This window comes from Rhizobium sp. B21/90 (genome assembly GCF_019355815.1).
In the GTDB taxonomy this organism is placed as follows: domain Bacteria; phylum Pseudomonadota; class Alphaproteobacteria; order Rhizobiales; family Rhizobiaceae; genus Rhizobium; species Rhizobium rhododendri.
The window spans coordinates 37,130-53,090 of record NZ_CP072164.1; the positions used below are offsets into that span (position 1 = coordinate 37,130).

Annotated in this window: 12 protein-coding genes; 8 read left to right on the top strand and 4 right to left on the bottom strand. The window is 56.5% G+C overall.

The features are described 5' to 3' along the window. Nucleotides 1-33 precede the first annotated feature (33 nt). Nucleotides 34-1,602, top strand: coding sequence for an ABC transporter substrate-binding protein (locus J5278_RS26140; protein ID WP_209186882.1), 1,569 nt, complete (start codon nucleotides 34-36; stop codon nucleotides 1,600-1,602). Nucleotides 1,603-1,743: 141 nt separating this feature from the next. Here the strand turns inward: J5278_RS26140 and J5278_RS26145 are convergent, their stop codons facing one another. The 4 genes from J5278_RS26145 to J5278_RS26160 form a co-directional block, all read right to left on the bottom strand. After that, nucleotides 1,744-2,493 (bottom strand): IclR family transcriptional regulator, encoded by a 750-nt coding sequence (locus tag J5278_RS26145; protein ID WP_111221642.1) that lies wholly within the window; start codon nucleotides 2,491-2,493, stop codon nucleotides 1,744-1,746. Between the two features lie 343 nt (nucleotides 2,494-2,836). Continuing rightward, nucleotides 2,837-4,165 (bottom strand): FAD-binding oxidoreductase, encoded by a 1,329-nt coding sequence (locus J5278_RS26150; protein WP_111221652.1) that lies wholly within the window; start codon nucleotides 4,163-4,165, stop codon nucleotides 2,837-2,839. Nucleotides 4,166-4,190: 25 nt separating this feature from the next. Continuing rightward, the gene (locus J5278_RS26155; RefSeq protein ID WP_257623502.1) at nucleotides 4,191-5,042 is read right to left on the bottom strand and encodes an N-formylglutamate amidohydrolase; all 852 of its coding nucleotides are present in this window, start codon (nucleotides 5,040-5,042) and stop codon (nucleotides 4,191-4,193) included. Between the two features lie 118 nt (nucleotides 5,043-5,160). After that, complete coding sequence (locus J5278_RS26160; RefSeq protein WP_111221644.1) at nucleotides 5,161-6,516, bottom strand: MmgE/PrpD family protein; 1,356 nt, start codon at nucleotides 6,514-6,516, stop codon at nucleotides 5,161-5,163. Between the two features lie 488 nt (nucleotides 6,517-7,004). Here J5278_RS26160 and J5278_RS26165 point away from each other — a divergent pair, with 488 nt between their 5' ends. The 7 genes from J5278_RS26165 (at nucleotide 7,005) to J5278_RS26195 (ending at nucleotide 15,913) form a co-directional block, all read left to right on the top strand. Further along, nucleotides 7,005-7,772, top strand: coding sequence for an IclR family transcriptional regulator (locus J5278_RS26165; protein WP_111221645.1), 768 nt, complete (start codon nucleotides 7,005-7,007; stop codon nucleotides 7,770-7,772). Nucleotides 7,773-8,001: 229 nt separating this feature from the next. Continuing rightward, the gene (locus tag J5278_RS26170) at nucleotides 8,002-8,943 is read left to right on the top strand and encodes an ABC transporter permease (RefSeq protein WP_111221646.1); all 942 of its coding nucleotides are present in this window, start codon (nucleotides 8,002-8,004) and stop codon (nucleotides 8,941-8,943) included. After that, complete coding sequence (locus J5278_RS26175; protein ID WP_111221647.1) at nucleotides 8,940-9,821, top strand: ABC transporter permease; 882 nt, start codon at nucleotides 8,940-8,942, stop codon at nucleotides 9,819-9,821. The genes J5278_RS26170 and J5278_RS26175 overlap by 4 nt, the downstream gene beginning before the upstream one ends. Beyond that, nucleotides 9,821-11,611, top strand: coding sequence for an ABC transporter ATP-binding protein (locus J5278_RS26180; protein WP_111221648.1), 1,791 nt, complete (start codon nucleotides 9,821-9,823; stop codon nucleotides 11,609-11,611). Before J5278_RS26175 ends, J5278_RS26180 begins: the two co-directional genes overlap by 1 nt. Before the next feature lie 8 nt (nucleotides 11,612-11,619). Continuing rightward, on the top strand, nucleotides 11,620-12,975 hold the full coding sequence (locus J5278_RS26185) for an MmgE/PrpD family protein (protein ID WP_111221653.1): 1,356 nt from the start codon (nucleotides 11,620-11,622) through the stop codon (nucleotides 12,973-12,975). Nucleotides 12,976-13,304: 329 nt separating this feature from the next. Then, nucleotides 13,305-14,192 carry an alcohol dehydrogenase catalytic domain-containing protein gene (locus J5278_RS26190; protein ID WP_219259405.1) on the top strand — a complete coding sequence of 296 codons (888 nt, stop codon included), beginning with the start codon at nucleotides 13,305-13,307 and terminating at the stop codon, nucleotides 14,190-14,192. A gap of 290 nt (nucleotides 14,193-14,482) precedes the next feature. Next, entirely contained in the window at nucleotides 14,483-15,913 is a 1,431-nt protein-coding gene (locus J5278_RS26195; protein ID WP_240539094.1) for an aldehyde dehydrogenase family protein, read from the top strand. The last annotated feature ends 48 nt before the right edge of the window (nucleotides 15,914-15,961 follow it).

A 15,961-nucleotide genomic window follows, 5' to 3' on the forward strand; every position in this document is an offset into this window, starting at 1 on the left:
TGCATGCACTTTCGTTCAATGGAGAGGGAACTCATGAAAAATGCGAAAACTGGTTTCGGCGCGCTGGTTCTAGCCAGCCTATTTGCTGGCGCTGTAATAGGGCCTTCGCCCGCATTTGCCGCCAAGACAACACTGACATTGGGTGCGGCGGCAAATGATGTCGGCACACTCGATCCGCACTACGCAACGAGTACATCCGACAGAACTCTGGTCGCATGGATTTACGGCGCACTCGTCCGGTTTGCTCCGGGATCAACCGATCCGGCAACGCTCGAACCCGATTTGGCAGAGAGCTGGCAATCTAGCGACGACAAGCTCGTATGGACATTCAAGTTGCGTTCCGGTGTCAAATGGCAGGCTGGCTATGGCGAAGTCACCGCGGATGACGTCGTGTTTAGCCTCGACAAGGCTCGCGATCCGAAGCGGTCCGCATTTTCTGCCGATTTCGCGGCTTTCGACAAGGTCGAAGCGGTCGATCCTCACACCGTCCGCATCACACTTGCGCGGCGCGTGCCGAACTTGCTGGGCCTTGTAACGAACTATGCCGGCGGCTTCATCATCTCAAAGAAGGCTCTCGAAGAGCGAGAGGACGGTTTTGCTCGCGCTCCGGTCGGGTTTGGCCCATTCGAGGTCAAGTCAATCGTCTCAGGGCAGAACGTCAACTTCGCCGCAAACAAGGACTATTTCCGCGGTGCCCCCAAGCTGAGCGCACTGAATTACCGCTTCATCAATAACAATGCGTCGCGTGACCTAGCTTTCGTCGCTGGTGAGATCGAGGCTGCCGCAGGTCTCGCCAACAAGAACTGGCTGCAGCGGACCGAACCTCTACCCGGCGCAGTTATCGACGTGTTCTATCCGGCTGAAGTTAGTTTGCTCCATATCAACATAACGATGCCGCCCTTCGATGATATCCGTGTTCGACAGGCGCTCGCCTATGCGGTCAACCCGGAAGCAGTCGCGGAATTCAAGGGTGCGCGTTTCACGATTCGCCCAACGTCCGTGGTCCCATCGAACAATCTGGGTTACCTGAAGGACGCTGGCGTCTTCCCGAACGACCCAGAAAAAGCAAAAGCGCTTCTCAAGGAAGCCGGCTTTGCGAACGGATTGACGTTCACGATGCTTTCAAGCCAGTTACCGGAATACGAAACGACTGCTCAGGTTCTGCAGGGGCAGGCCGAAGATAGCGATATTCATATCCAGTTACAGCCCGTCGAGCATGCGAGCTGGCATCAGATGATCCGCAAGGACCTGAGCCCGGTCGTTCTCTACGGAGCGGCACGCTTCCCCATCGCGGACATCTTCCTCACCCAATTCTACGACTCTGCCTCGATTGTCGGGCAGCCGGGTGGCATCACCAACTTCAGCCATTGCAATGTCGCGGACAAGCAGATCAGAGAAGCGAGAACGGAGATCGATCCAGCCAAGCAAATTGCCCTGTGGCAAGAGGCTCAAAGACTGATCCTAAAAAACGTATGTGCGATCCCAATCACTGAAACAAGCCAGGTTTGGGTCCACACTCAGAAGCTCAACTGGGGCTTTGACCTCAAAGGCTCGATGTCTCTCGGCCCGATGGTGACTGAAGCAACCCATTTCGAAGACTAGAGCGCTGTAAGCGTTCTAACATTCAAAGGCTCAAGGGCCTTGGGGCCGGACAGCTAGCCGCTGTCCGGCCTCTCTATGTGTAAGAGGCACGATTTTGTCAGCGTGTCGCAGTGGCGGACCGATCAGTCGGGTCGCGTTACGTTACGGCAGGCATTCGCGCAATTGACCGACCTGATCTTCGACCCAAGCTTCATTCATCATGTCGAGCGGTGCATTGAAGGAGAAGGCCATATTGATCTCGTACATGCCTGAAGCCATCCGCGGCAGGCCTACGCCGCCTTCTCCGAAAAAGAAAAAGCCCTGATTTACTGCGTATCCGCGATGCTTGGCTTCAATAACCTGATTGCGAATAATGTCACGATCCACGGGACGGATCGAAGGATGTGCCTGATATCGCTCGGCATTTGCGTCGAGGATCTGCTCAACGACATTTTCCGAAAGCAGCGACATCAAGGCTAGGCTGCCGGCTCCCACGCCCATTGGAACTCGGGCACCAAGGCCCATGGCAAACTGATGTCGTGAGGAGCGGCTGATCATCTCAGCACAGATCGCGTCGATACCAGACTGAACGATGAGATAGACATTAAACCCGGTCCTGCGAGCAAATTCTGTCATCCCGGGACGATATCTCTGGACAAGAGGCTCCAGTCTTTCCTGCCGGCGCGCAAGCATCGGGACCGCAGTGCCCAGTCGATAGTGGCCGTAACGCTCGGTTGGTTCAGCAAAACCCTTCGACACCATAGCTGCCAATGTGCGATGTGCTGCGGGTTTTGCAGTGCCTATGCGGCTCGCGATCTCGGCAAGGCTGTAACCCTCTGGCCCCACCTCTCCGAGCAGAAGCAGTATGTCGAGAGCGCGTTCGGCATTCGAAGATGACGCAGAAAATTTCATCGATCAAAAGATTCCAGTTAAGAGAACGATTTTCGCTCGATCGTGACAACTATCAGAATTTGCGCGGGCGAGTTCTAATACTTCGTCCAAACGCACAATTCTGTCAAACGCTAGAATGGTTCAGATCCCTATTTGCCCGAAATTGCGGTTGACGAAACAGCACATAAGATGTGGATCGAGGAATCGCAGTGCCTGTACCGGGATCGTGCGCGTTCAATTTATATCCAAATACGCAAAATGCCCATCTCATTCGCGGCAGGCATCACGCGAGTCGCGTCGCGATGCAGTCGCCACGATATGGGATGGGCTTGGAATTCACGGCCCGAAGGCGTGGGAGGTGTACTTACATGGCCGCCGGAGCGCCCACGTCATGCTCAGAGAAGCGGGTGAACCGCAATGGGGTAGGATCAACGATCGGATCGTCGTTGGCGATCAGATCTGCTGCGAGCCGGCCTGCACCCGGTCCAACACCAAATCCATGCCCGCTAAAACCCGACGCGACGTATAGACCGGGCAATTGCGGAACCGGACCGATCGTTGCGACCGCATCCGGCGTCGAGTCGATCCAGCTTCCCCAAGCGTGGGAAACGCCGATCCCTGACAGCTCTGGGAAGCTTTCCATCAACGCCTTCATGGCCAGCTCAACGGTCTTCGCGTCCGGTGCTGGATTGAGCACCCGCATTTTCTCGAAAGGCGAAACGCTATTTAGAGTCCACCGTGCCAAGGCCTCCGGCCCGATTATCGCGAAACGGCTGATCCCAAGTGATAGGCTCGTCGACCATCGTGCCTTGAACATGGGCATGAATTGCTGGGCATACCGGAAGGCCTGAGGCGTCAATTCGACCTTTGCTCGTCCGCGGATAGAGACGGTATATCCGCCCTCAGCGCGCGGTCTGAATGTGAACGATGGTGTTGAAAAACCACCCTCGATGACCTTCGCTCCGGGCATGGTCGCGAAAGCAGTGGCCCTCACACCGACCTGCGGGAAGCTGATCCCATGCCAGCGGAAGAACATTGATGTCCAGGCACCGGCGGCGCACAAGACCCTTGATGTGCGGATGCTGCCCTTTTCGGTTACGACGCTGTGTATCTGGCCTGCCTGGGTTTCGATGCCTCTGGCGGCGCAATTCTGGTGGATCGTTGCTCCATGCCCCTGGGCCGCCTTCGCGATGGCCGAGCACGCCATTGTCGGTTCGGCAAATCCGTCGGTCGGAGAATGAACGCCGCCGATCCATTGCGTAGTGGAGCCGGTAGCCGCAGCCTTGATTCCAGCACTTGATACCATGCCGCTTGGAACCCCATAGCCGCCCGCCATCTTCACCCATTTTTCCCAGGCGGTGAGCTCCTTCTCGCTGCTTGTGACATACATCAGTCCCTTGCGGACGAAGCTTAGGTCCGGACCGATTTCGTCTGACAATTCCTGCCATGCCGCGAGCGACCACTTTGCCAAGGGTAGTTCGCGCTCGTCGCGGTTCTGCTGCCGTACCCAACCCCAGTTTCTGCTGGATTGTTCGGCCGCAACAACGCCCTTTTCGACGACGGCGACGCTGTGTCCCTTCCTGGCAATATAATATGCCGCCGAAATGCCGGCGATGCCGCCGCCGATCACGACGACATCGGCTTGCTCCGGCAGCCTGTCATTGCTGTCCACCCGTACGAGTTTGAATGGGATATCGCGTGATAGATCGACCATTAGATCAACCCTTCGCGCGCGCGTGGTCGGCGATACGTGCAGCCAGCGTCTTGAGATGTTGTCCGACCTCGGGCAGATTTTCGCTGCGCAAAGATGTTGCTTCGTTCATGTAGAGACTGCGGTTCATCTCGATCTGCAGGCTATGAATGTTTTCGGCTGGGTTGCCGTGCTTGCGGACAGCTTCTGCTCCGATGAAATGCGCGTTATGCGTCACCCGATACCCGAAGCCCCGTAAGACTTCGGTTGCGAGTTCAAGAAGATCCTTGCCGCTGGTCTGGCCGTTGCGATCTCCCAGATCGAAGTCCGATCGGTGCTGGCCTGCGTCCGGAGCGCTCGGCGAGGGCAAGGCAGGCATCGAATGGCAGCTCAGATGATAAGCGCCACCGTGCTCGGCTTTAAACTTCTTCAGAAGGCGGGTCACCTCGTTGTGGTAGGGCCAGTAGTAGTTGTCGATACGGTTTGCGACCTCGGTGACCGAGAGAGGCGCATCGTAGACAGGCTTTGTTCCAGCGCAGACCGTGGGGATGAGACCAATTCCCGTCTTCGTCTTAGGGCCTGGCTGAAGAGCCACAGGCCATTTGCCGGTCAGCTGACTCGGGTCGATATCGAGTTCATTCCTGTTGAGATCGATGTAGATGTTTGGGAATTCCGCGAAGAGCCAGGTGGCGCCGCTGTCGACGACATCCAGGTAGCATTCTTCGACGTACATCGAGATCGAACGTTGCAGATCCTTCAGGAGAGCAATCGTGCGAAAATCGTGAGGATACTTTCCGCCGCTTCTCGGCGTCTCGAACAGGACAGGTGCGGCAGCCGCAGTTGGGTCGATACGCGTGTAGACCCCAGATTTGACATTCATAAGCATTTCAAAAGTCTCCGGTGTGGCGTGAGCCGATATTCGTTCAGGGCGAAACGCGATGCGAATTTTTGCCCTGTCCCGCGCTTGCTCTGCCTCAGTTTTCAGATGGCTTCGGACTTTAGGCGACCTCAACTACTGCTGGGCTTGAGATCTGGCCGACTCGGTCCGCAAGGGCGGAAAGCAATGGGGCGAAACCATCTATCGTCAGCGTTGAGATCGCGGCGAGAATGGTGTTCTGCCCGTCTTCGGTGAGGCTTGCCGCACCGATCAAGCGGAACTTCTCCATGACCTGTTCGGCGTTCATCGGATTCGCGACATCGCCGAGCGGAAAGAATACCGTGTGGCTCTCCGGCCCGATGCCCTGGTCAATGATGACCCGGGACGGTGTGCCTTTTGGAAAGCTGTCATCGAAATCCGTGTGTGCGACCATGTCGATGCGAGAGGACAGTTCGAGAATTTCCGGGTCCCGCAGGCTCGCAGGGTCCATTGGCTGAAGAGCCTGACGTCCCCGTAACGCCGCCAGGGCGCAGCTGAAATAATAGCTGTATTGCGCGCCCTCGAGGGAACGTGGCTCGCGTTCGTTTGAGAGCTCGGTTCCGCGCTGGAAGGTCTCAATCCGAAGACTCTTGATCGGTGCTTCTGGCCGGCGCATTTTGAGGATCGCGTCGACAGCACCATGCATGTAACGGCAGCAGGCGTACGGCTTCAGATAGCAGTCACCAATCCACCAATGTCCGCCGAGTTCGCCCGTCAAAACAGAACGGGTATAGAGCGTCTCGTTGTCGAGCAGATCGAGAGGCCCTGTTGCCCCAGCCTGGGCACGGAACGCTGCGGTCAATCCAGCGACGACCGCTGGCGGAATGAGTTCCTTGACGGTGCTCCCCTGATAGCGCGAAGTACCCTTCTTGTATCCGATCGGACCTTCCGCGCCTGCGATGCCGATTGCGTTCGCCATCTGGAAAGGCGAGAGCTTCAAAAGCCTACCTGCGGCTGCAGCGACGCCAAAGTTAACCCAGCGGCCGCTCGCATAGCTGTCGATGGTCTCCGTTGGGCGGGCGGTCGCAACACGCAGGGCTACATCGTAACCGATCGCGATCGCTTCAAAGATGTCTTCGTCGGACGACCCGATTGCCTGACCGACCGCGATGGCTGCCGGGATGATGCCTGCACCTGGATGGCCAGCGGCGCCCCGATGGCCGTCGTCAATGTCGAGGGCGCTCGCGGCCGCCGCATTCGCCATTGCCGCGCCACCGATCGAAAGAGAGTGATCAGTCATCCAAACCGTAGACCGGCCTTTTCCGTAGCTCGCAATGGCAGCACGGCGCGCAGCGACTGCAAGGTCCGAGTGCAGGCCTGCGGCCGTCGCGGCAAGAAGATCCGTGATCAGGATTGAGCAAATATCTTTGGTCGCTTGCGGGAGGCTACCGGCAGAATGGGTGGCGGCAAAGGTGGCAAGTCGTTCGATTGCATGCATAATATTGAGGACACCGTTTGTTTTAAAGCACTGACCATAAGAGGTGTTCGAGCCATTTTCCGGAGGCTTCTTAGTCTGTGCGAGGTGAGGAACACTCGAGCACCGCGGATCCTTTATTTGTATACCTTCGACAGGCACAATCTGGTGCGCTAGCGAGCCCCATGACGCGTTCGAGCAGGAACACAAGGAATGCTGAGGTTAATAAAGAGAATTGACGGTGCAGCGACTTGAGGTTGGTCTGCTCGATCCTGGAACTGACTGTCGAATACTCTCCAAAGGCACTCTGTGAACTGCCCACGGAGCTTGATCATCTCGCAACGAATCATCGCCGGAAGCTGTGTCGAACAGTTCGTCCCCTGGGACAGAGATTAGTTTTCTTTCTTGAAAGTGAAGCTATCATTGAAAAATATAATTACAATATGATTTAGAAAATAAAAAGCGTATCATATTGTGATAATTTGGCGAGTTTAGGGCTGGGGAGATGATTTGTGAGTGAGAAAAGCGTCGAGGGCGCACAGGTTATCGGCAAGTCGATCGCATTGCTGAAGTTCATTTCAGCGGCAGGGTCAGACGGCGCCAAGGTGAAAGACATCGCGGCCGCCTTGAACATGAGCGTGCCGACGATCTACCGCCTCGCGAGAGCATTCGAGAAAAACGGATGGCTCGAGCGGCTCGATCATAAGATGAGTCTCAGACTCGGCATTGAACTCTTTGCGCTCGGCGTCAAAGCTGCAGACGCCGCAGGCATTCGGTCTATTGCCCGACCTGCGCTGGTTCGCATCAGCGAGGAGGTGGGTGCTACCGTCTTCCTGATGTGCCGCAACGATCATCATGTCATCGTGGTTGATCGCGTGTGGGCCGGCCAGAATTTCCCCACACTTACAGATAACGTCGGGAGCATGGTGCCCATGGGGGTGGGCGCGGCCTCTATCGCAATCATGTCCATACTGGAGCAAAGCAACGTTGAAGCGCTCACATGCGCGAACGAACCTTCCTACGAGCGTTACGACCTCACGCGAGCCTTGATCGCGGCCACAGTGTCTGAGGCAAAAGAGCGTGGTTACGCCGAGACTCAGTCAACTCTGATTGCCGGTCTCTCCGCTCTTTCCATTCCTGTAAGAAACTTCAACGGCCTTTCCACAACAGCATTGAGTGTGAACCTGCCAACCGACCTCCTGACCGCCTCGCGCAGGGCCCACATCATCGAATTGTTGAAAGCCGAGGTGGACAGCATCGAGAAGATCGTTCGAAGTTGAGACTCAGGTCCCGCACCGCGCTCCCCTCATGTTATTGATTAGAGACAACTCCTCAACCATAAATTCTAAATATCGTAATTATTATGATCAAAAAATATTAAATAAGAGAATTTGTTGACAGCGAATTGAATCTCGTTAATTCTGGTCTTGCTCGCAGTAGCTATAGCTAGATGCGTATCAGAACTCGCATAGGCCAATTGCCTAAAGCGTGTCAGGGGAGCAGGTCTAAATGTTATTATATCTAGCAAAGCGAATTTGCTTTGCCGTTATCACGTTGATTAGCGTTTTGACGCTCGTCTTTCTCATGGTCCGAGTGCTGCCCGGCGATCCGGTCCAGATGATCCTCGGCGATCAGGCCAGTCCCGAGAGCATCGACGCGATGCGCACGCGACTTGGGCTCGATCAACCGGTACTCGTTCAGTACGGCCATTTCCTGCTCAATGCGCTCAAGGGTGACCTTGGCACATCGATGGTCTCAGGACGCCCCGTGACTGAAGAGGTTATGTCGGTCTTGCCGTATACACTGGAGCTGACATTTGCTGGATTGCTGCTTGGCGTCGTCTTCGGTGTTCCCGCAGGCGTATGGGCAGCCGTATATCGCAACAGAGCCGTGGATTACATTCTCCGCTTTGTTTCGCTGCTTGGCCTGTCACTTCCTGGGTTCGTATCGGCCATCGTTCTGCTGATCGCATTTTCAATTAAACTTCGGTGGTTCCCTGTCATCAGTGCAGGGACGGGAGAAGGAATCGGCGACCGTCTCTGGCAGATGGTGCTGCCTGCCGTCTCTCTTGCTTTGATCATGATGGCCTACGTCACCCGCGTTACGCGCTCGGCGATGCTGGAAGTATTGAGTCAGGACTTCGTGAGAACTGCCCGAGCCAAGGGGGTGCACCACAGCGCCGTCATATGGCGCCATGGTCTCGGTAACTGCCTTGTTCCGATCACAACAATTGTCGGCCTTTATCTCGGCATTCTGATCGGTAACTCGGTTTTGACCGAAATCGTCTTCTCCCGGCCAGGTCTTGGAAAACTCATCCTGACGGCTTTGAGCCAGCGCGACTATACGCTGCTGCAGGGGATGATCGTTGTCTATACCTTCATCGTGGTTGTCGTGAACCTCGCGACCGACCTTGCGTATGGCTTCCTCGATCCTAGGGTTCAATACAAATGACAAGCTCCGAAGTAACGCTAAAGCGCTCCGAGAGCCGGCTTGAAAAGAGCCAGGCCGTCATTCGCCGGATCAATTTCTCCACGTGGGCAGGTTTGCTCATCATCGTACTCCTCGTTGTAGGTGCGATATTCGCTCCCCAGCTGTCTCCTTATCCGCCAGCCAAACAGAACATCGTGGACCAGCTCGCTTCGCCGAGTACTGCCCACATCTTTGGTACTGACCAATTCGGCCGAGACATCTGGACCCGCATGCTCTATGGAGCGCGCTACTCACTGATCATCGGCTTCTTGGCCGTTGTGGTTGCCATGGCCATTGGTACGTTCATCGGAATGATTGCAGGTTTCAGGGGCGGCCGTCTCGACATCGTCTTGATGCAGATCATGGACGTCGTTTTAGCTTTCCCTTCGCTCATTTTGGGCATCGCACTCGTTGCCCTGATGGGAGCGACGACGACCAATATCGTTGCCGCGATTGCTTTTACCTCTATCCCGGCCTTTGCCCGGGTCACCCGCGCTGCCGTGATTACCCAACGCGACCGAGAATATGTGCAAGCCTGCCGCGCGATGGGCTTTTCTTCAAACCGAACCCTCTATCGGCATATCTTGCCAGCCATTCTTCCCGAAATCATGGTTATGGCGTCACTCTGGATGGCAAGCGCGGTTAGAACGGAAGCCTCCTTGGCCTTTGTCGGTCTTGGAATAGCTCCGCCGGCTCCGACATGGGGTGGAATGGTTCGCGACGGCTTTGAAAACATTCTCAGCTCGCCGCACCTTGCTCTGTTTCCTAGCCTTGGCATCCTTCTCCTCGTCCTGGCTTTTAACCTCATGGGCGATGGTCTTCGCGATATTATCGATCCTCGTTTGAAGGATGCTTCCTGATGTCCGAGCACGCTGTACTTTCAGTCAAAAATCTCAAGATCTCATTCGGCAGCAAGCCGATCGTCCACGATCTCAGCTTCGTTATTGCCGCAGGCTCAACCTTGGCGGTCGTCGGTGAATCCGGATCGGGAAAGAGCGTCACCTCACTGGCGATTATGGGCCTTCTCCCCGAAGGATCCGCCAAGGGGAGCGGGTCGATCCGCCTTAATGGCAAAGAATTGCTCGACCTGCCTGAAGCAGAGATGCGCCAGATCAGGGGTGGCAAGATCAGCATGATCTTCCAGGAGCCGATGACGTCACTCAATCCCGTTCAGCGCGTCGGAGATCAGATCGCCGAAGCCATCCGGATTCACCGAGGATTGAAGGGCCGGGCTCTTCGCGACGCGGTTCTCGAAATGCTTAAGAAAGTCGGTATCCCCGACCCGGAACGGCGGATCGACAACTACCCGCACATGTTCTCGGGCGGCATGCGTCAGCGCGTTGTGATAGCCATGGCTCTCGCTTGCAACCCCGCACTGATCATAGCCGACGAGCCGACCACCGCACTTGACGTTACCGTTCAGGCGCAGATCCTTCGACTTCTCAAAGATCTACAGCAGGACACGAAGACAGCCGTCTTGTTCATCACGCATGATATGGGTGTTGTCGCCGAGGTCGCCGATCATGTCCTGGTAATGCGAAGCGGTCAGCAGATCGAAGCAGGTTCGGTCAACAAAATCTTCAGCGAGCCGGAAAGCGATTATACCCGGATCCTGATCGAAGCAGCACCCTCGATTGCCGGTAAAATCGATATCGAAAATGCGGCAGCGTCAGAACTCGACGTCCTTCCGCTCAACTGCAAAGGTGACAAGCCCCTTCTTGAGGTGCGTGATCTCTCGGTTAGATTTGTTCATACCGGCGGGTTGTTCGGCCGCAGACTGGGCCATGTCCATGCTGTGGAAGGTGTCTCATTCGCGATCGGTAAGGGGGAGACGCTCGGCCTTGTCGGGGAGTCGGGCTCCGGTAAGTCAACGATTGGCAAGGCCATCATCGATCTCGTATCGCGGCATGGCGGCACGATCACGGTCGATGGTAATTTGATTGACTACTCCGATCATAAAAGTCTGGCGCGGATGCGCCGTGATGTTCAGATGATCTTCCAGGATCCATTTGGGTCGCTCGATAGTCGCCAGACTATCGGCTCAGCGATCATCGAGCCAATGAAAGTACACGGGATTGCATCCGGCAAAGCACTGACCGAGAAAATGGAGTGGCTGCTCGACAAGGTCGGGATCCCCACCAACCGCGCCAATAGCCTGCCCCATGAATTCTCCGGCGGCCAACGCCAGCGCATCTGCATCGCGCGTGCTTTGGCAATGGCGCCGAAGCTCATTATAGCCGACGAAGCCGTTTCTGCTCTGGACGTTGCAGTAAAGGCCCAGATTATCGAACTGATGATGAGCCTACAAAAGGAATTCGATATTTCGTATCTGTTCATCAGCCACGACATGGCGGCCGTCGAGAAAATCTGTGATCGGGTTGCCGTTATGTACTTTGGTGAACTGGTTGAGATCGGCAGCAGGGATGACGTAATCGGGCGCCCTGGTCATGACTATACCCAGCGCTTGCTTTCCGCCATTCCGATTACCCATCCGGGTCAACGGCTGGTTCGACCGGCGGCAAGGCGACAGGCGCCACCACCAATCAGCCCGATGAAGCCCATCGGTTTCGTGCCGGAACCAGCGCTCTGGAATATTAAGAGCGCCGGCCATTTCATTCGCCGCCCCGCGCCATCGCTCAGCTCTAGGTGATGCCAGTCATGCACGCTATTCAGGAACTTGCGAATTTCGCGGCTACCCATCCGGCTGGTAGCCTTCCACACTCCGCACGGCAAGCTTGCGCGGTACTCATCACAGACCTTCTCGCGGCGAGTGCGGCGGGATTCAACTCCGACTTGGCTATCGCGGCCAGAAAGGCCGCCTATGCCGCCTATGGTCAAGGTCCGGTCGATGTCTGGTTGACCGATCGGAGCCTCTCTATCGTCGGTGCGGCTATGGCGAATTCCGCAGCCGCGAGTGCTCTCGATCTCGATGACGGTCACCGTGGCGCAGCCGGGCATCCTGGTGCTGGAATTATTCCGGCTGTTCTGGCCGTCGCACAACAAATAGGCGCGAGCGACGAGGAGATCTTTGAGGCAATTGCGGTTGGCTATGACATCGCATTGCGCGTTGCCACTGCTCGCCCGACGGAAACGATCGACACCTATATCAGCGGTCGCTGGGTAAACTTCGGTGTTGCGGCAGGCGCAGGGCGTCTCCTGAAACTGACCACTTTTCAGATGGCCAATGCAATCGGGATCGCCGGCGCCGAAGGCCCGATAGGTATCAACGAAGCGGTCTCTAAGGCCGACGGCAACACCGTCAAGGAATGCATTCCGCCAGCTGTCGTGACAGGGCTGACGGCGGCCTTCCGCGCTCAGGCTGGAGCGACCGGTCCGCTTGACCTCCTGGACGATGGGAAGCGCTACACGCGCGCGGTTCTTACCGGCGATCTCGGCATTCATTGGTGGCTCGAAGATTGTTATCTGAAGCCGTATGCGTGCTGCCGCTACATGCACGCGGCTATCGACGCCATACTTGAACTACGCCGACCAGGTGTTCCGATCGTTAGCCTTCGCATCGAGACATTTGCCGAGGGGCTTAAACTGTCGAACGAGCGTAACCCTGCAACGCTGGAAGGTGCACAATACAGCTATCACTTCAGCTGTGCGCTTGCAGCCATCTACGGTAGTCGAGCCTTGCAGCCAGTCGATCCTAGTCACCTCAAGGATCCACTCGTTCTCGAACTCTCGGCGCGTACCGTCTTGCTGGCCCACATGGATTTCGCCGCGAGCTTTCCAAAGGGAACGCCTTGCCGGGTGATCATGGATCAGGGTGAGGGCGAAGAAGTCCTGACGGTTCTTTATCCACTCGGGGATGTGGCCAATCCAATGTCTTACGAGCAAGTAAAAGAGAAATTTCAACTGCTCGGTGCGCAGGTGCTGAAAGAAGAGCGCCGCGCCCGGATTCTGGCAGCACTCGATAACTTGCCTGTCAGCGGCTTCAAGCCATTGTTCGACACCCTTGCGGAACCTTCCACTCCACTTGACCCGGAGGGTATGAGGGAACTCGAGTGAATGTCGAAGCTAAACTACTAGCCAACACCTTGCTAGCGCTACCTCTTGCGTACCTGTTGTTTGCGTCCAGCCGAGCATTGCAGCAAACACTGGACTGAACGTCGGTGCGCCGGTGACCGAGGCGACGTGTTTTGAGGATTAATGAGACAGGAGCGGCTTGCGACGGGGGTCGCTGCAACCATTCTGGTAACCGGCGCAAGGGCCTGCGCGAGCGATGGTTCTGTCCGAGCACGGATAGGTCTGGTGCCACCCCGCGCGTGCCGCGCCCATTCTATGAAACTTTGGAGGAAAAGATGAAGGCTTGGCTGAACAGGACACATCATAGCAAGTTGGAAGCTGTCGAGATCGCAACGCCTGGGGCGACTGGAACGCAGGTTATCGTTAATGTAACATACTGCGCAGTCTGCCACTCGGATCTGCATACCTGGCAGGGCGTGACTGACTTCGGAAGCCGTGGTGTGTTGCAACGGCCCCAGCCGGAAAATCCGATCGCCATGGGCCACGAGATTGTCGGCAAGGTATCAGCCCTTGGTCCGGACGCTGAGGGCGTAAAGATGGGCGACCAGGTCATTGTCTACCCGTGGCTCGGCTGCGGGAAATGCGACGATTGCCTTAACGATCGCGACAATGTTTGCGCTGTCGGAAGTCGCAGCCTTGGCTTCATGCAACACGGCGGTTTCGCCGATGTGATCGTGCCACATTCGCGATACCTTGCTGCGACCGGCACTATCGATCCGGTTTTGGCGGCAACATACGCTTGCTCTGGCGTTACAGTTCGGTCCGCCATCCGCAAGATCATGCCAGTCGCGCCGGAACAGCTGGTAGTTGTCATCGGGGTAGGCGGTCTCGGTCTTCAGGCCGTCGCCATCCTGAGAGCGCTGACAGAAAACAAGATCTTGGTCATTGATAAATCAGATGCCAAACGCAATCTCGCTTTGGGCGAAGGCGCAGACCACTTCTTGGCTCTCGCGGGCGATGACACCGCGGCAAAGGTGATCGAGGTCAAAGGCGGCAAGGTTAGCGCCGTACTGGATTTCGTCAATAATCGGGAAACCTCCGGGCTGGCCTTCAGTATTTTACGAAAGGGCGGGCGAACTATCCAGGTCGGGCTTTATGGCGGTGAACTAGTCGTTCCTCTCTACACCTTGGCAGTGACCGGGCTTTCGATCATCGGCAGCATCACCGGGACAACAGAGGACCTCAAGGATGTGAACTGACTTGCGGAGGAAGGGGTCCTGAAGCCGATGGAGATGTCCGAAGTCAATGAAGCGATGTTACGCCTTGAGCAGGGTCGGGTCGATGGTCGGATCGTTCTGATCAACTGACGCACAAGCCTACAACACCACCGACGGGCCGCAACATTCTGTCTCTTGGTTTATTTTCGGCCTGGCCTTTCAATCGGACAGAAGTCAGGTCGGTAGGCAAGAAGTCCACGTTTCCAAGTCGAGCGGCATGATCTTCGAATTGGAGACGGCCCGTCAACAACAACCAACGAAAGGGTACTGCAATGGCACCTCGCCCGAGCATTTATATCGACAACATCTGGCAGCCAACGACAGGCGGGCGAACCTTCTGGGCTGTGAATCCGTCCACCGAGGAAGCATTCGCTGAGTTTCACATCGCATCCGCAGACGACGTTGATAGCGCTGTTAAGGCCGCGAAAAAGGCTCTGCCGGCTTGGAGCACCTCCGAAACGAGCGTTCGTGTCGATGCCCTGAACCGGCTTCTGGATGCCTATGTAGCCCGGACCGAAGATCTGGCGAGTGCGCTCGCAGCGGAAATGGGTGCTCCGATCGACTTCGCTCGTACAAGCCAGGTCGGCGCTGGAGCAAACCATTTGCGCGCGTTCATCAAAGCCCTGCAGGAATTCCATTTTGCCGAGCCGGCTCTCGTCGGGATCGAAAACCAAGAAATCCTGCGTGAAGCGGTTGGCGTCGCAGCACTTATCACTCCATGGAACTGGCCGCTCAACCAGATTACCCTGAAAGTTGGCGCGGCTTTGGCTGCAGGTTGCACCGTGGTACTAAAGCCTTCGGAAGTATCGCCAGTGTCCGGTCAGATCTTCGCCGAAATCGTCGAGGCTGCCAATTTGCCAAAGGGTGTTTTCAACCTTGTGCAAGGCACTGGCGCTGTGACGGGAGCTGCCATGGTCTCACATCCGGACGTCGACGTTATCTCCTTTACCGGTTCGACACGTGCCGGCATTGCGATTTCGCAAGCTGCCGCACCAAGCATCAAGCGCGTTTCACTCGAACTGGGCGGAAAGTCGCCTAGTATCGTTTTCGCTGATGCGGACGTCGAAAAGGCTGTGCGTTGGACCGCGAACTTCTGCTTTAACAACACCGGGCAATCGTGCAATGCATCGACCCGCATGCTGGTCGAGCGCAGCGTCTATGATCGTGCGGTTAATATTGCCACGGAAGTGGCAGAAGGAATTGTCGTAGAACGAGCCGATCTCCCTGGCACCCACATCGGGCCGCTTTCATCGAAGGTGCAGTACGACAAGGTCCTGAGTTGCATCGATCAGGCTGTCGGTGAAGGCGTAAACCTTGTCACCGGAGGGCGCGGCCGGCCCGAGCATCATCAGCACGGATACTTTGTCAGCCCGACCGTGTTCGCGGGCGTTTCGCCCGAACATTCTCTGTTCCGCGATGAAGTGTTCGGACCTGTTCTCGCGATCACACCGTTCGATAGCGAAGAGGAGGCGATAGAGCTAGCAAACGACACCGTGTATGGCCTTTCGGCATACATTCACACGGAAGACGCCGCGAAGGGCAAGCGTGTGGCCAGGAATGTCCGAGCCGGCATGGTACAGCTCAACGGTTCCGCGCGCGCGCCTGGCACACCCTTCGGCGGCTACAAGCAGTCCGGCAATGGGCGCGAAGGCGGGCGTTGGGGCATGGAGGAATTCCTCGAAACGAAACTCGTCGCGGGCTGAGTCTAAGGGCTTACTCGATTCCTTTCGCGAACAAGGTCGCAGCGCAAT

What these genes read in the sequence shown, in the direction of transcription:
- J5278_RS26185 (WP_111221653.1), top strand. Translation starts at nt 11,620, where the DNA reads ATGCACGCTATTCAGGAACTTGCGAATTTCGCGGCTACCCATCCGGCT.
- J5278_RS26195 (WP_240539094.1), top strand. Translation starts at nt 14,483, where the DNA reads ATGGCACCTCGCCCGAGCATTTATATCGACAACATCTGGCAGCCAACG.
- J5278_RS26140 (WP_209186882.1), top strand. Translation starts at nt 34, where the DNA reads ATGAAAAATGCGAAAACTGGTTTCGGCGCGCTGGTTCTAGCCAGCCTA.
- J5278_RS26160 (WP_111221644.1), bottom strand. Translation starts at nt 6,516, where the DNA reads ATGCATGCAATCGAACGACTTGCCACCTTTGCCGCCACCCATTCTGCC.
- J5278_RS26145 (WP_111221642.1), bottom strand. Translation starts at nt 2,493, where the DNA reads ATGAAATTTTCTGCGTCATCTTCGAATGCCGAACGCGCTCTCGACATA.
- J5278_RS26155 (WP_257623502.1), bottom strand. Translation starts at nt 5,042, where the DNA reads ATGAATGTCAAATCTGGGGTCTACACGCGTATCGACCCAACTGCGGCT.
- J5278_RS26180 (WP_111221648.1), top strand. Translation starts at nt 9,821, where the DNA reads ATGTCCGAGCACGCTGTACTTTCAGTCAAAAATCTCAAGATCTCATTC.
- J5278_RS26175 (WP_111221647.1), top strand. Translation starts at nt 8,940, where the DNA reads ATGACAAGCTCCGAAGTAACGCTAAAGCGCTCCGAGAGCCGGCTTGAA.
- J5278_RS26170 (WP_111221646.1), top strand. Translation starts at nt 8,002, where the DNA reads ATGTTATTATATCTAGCAAAGCGAATTTGCTTTGCCGTTATCACGTTG.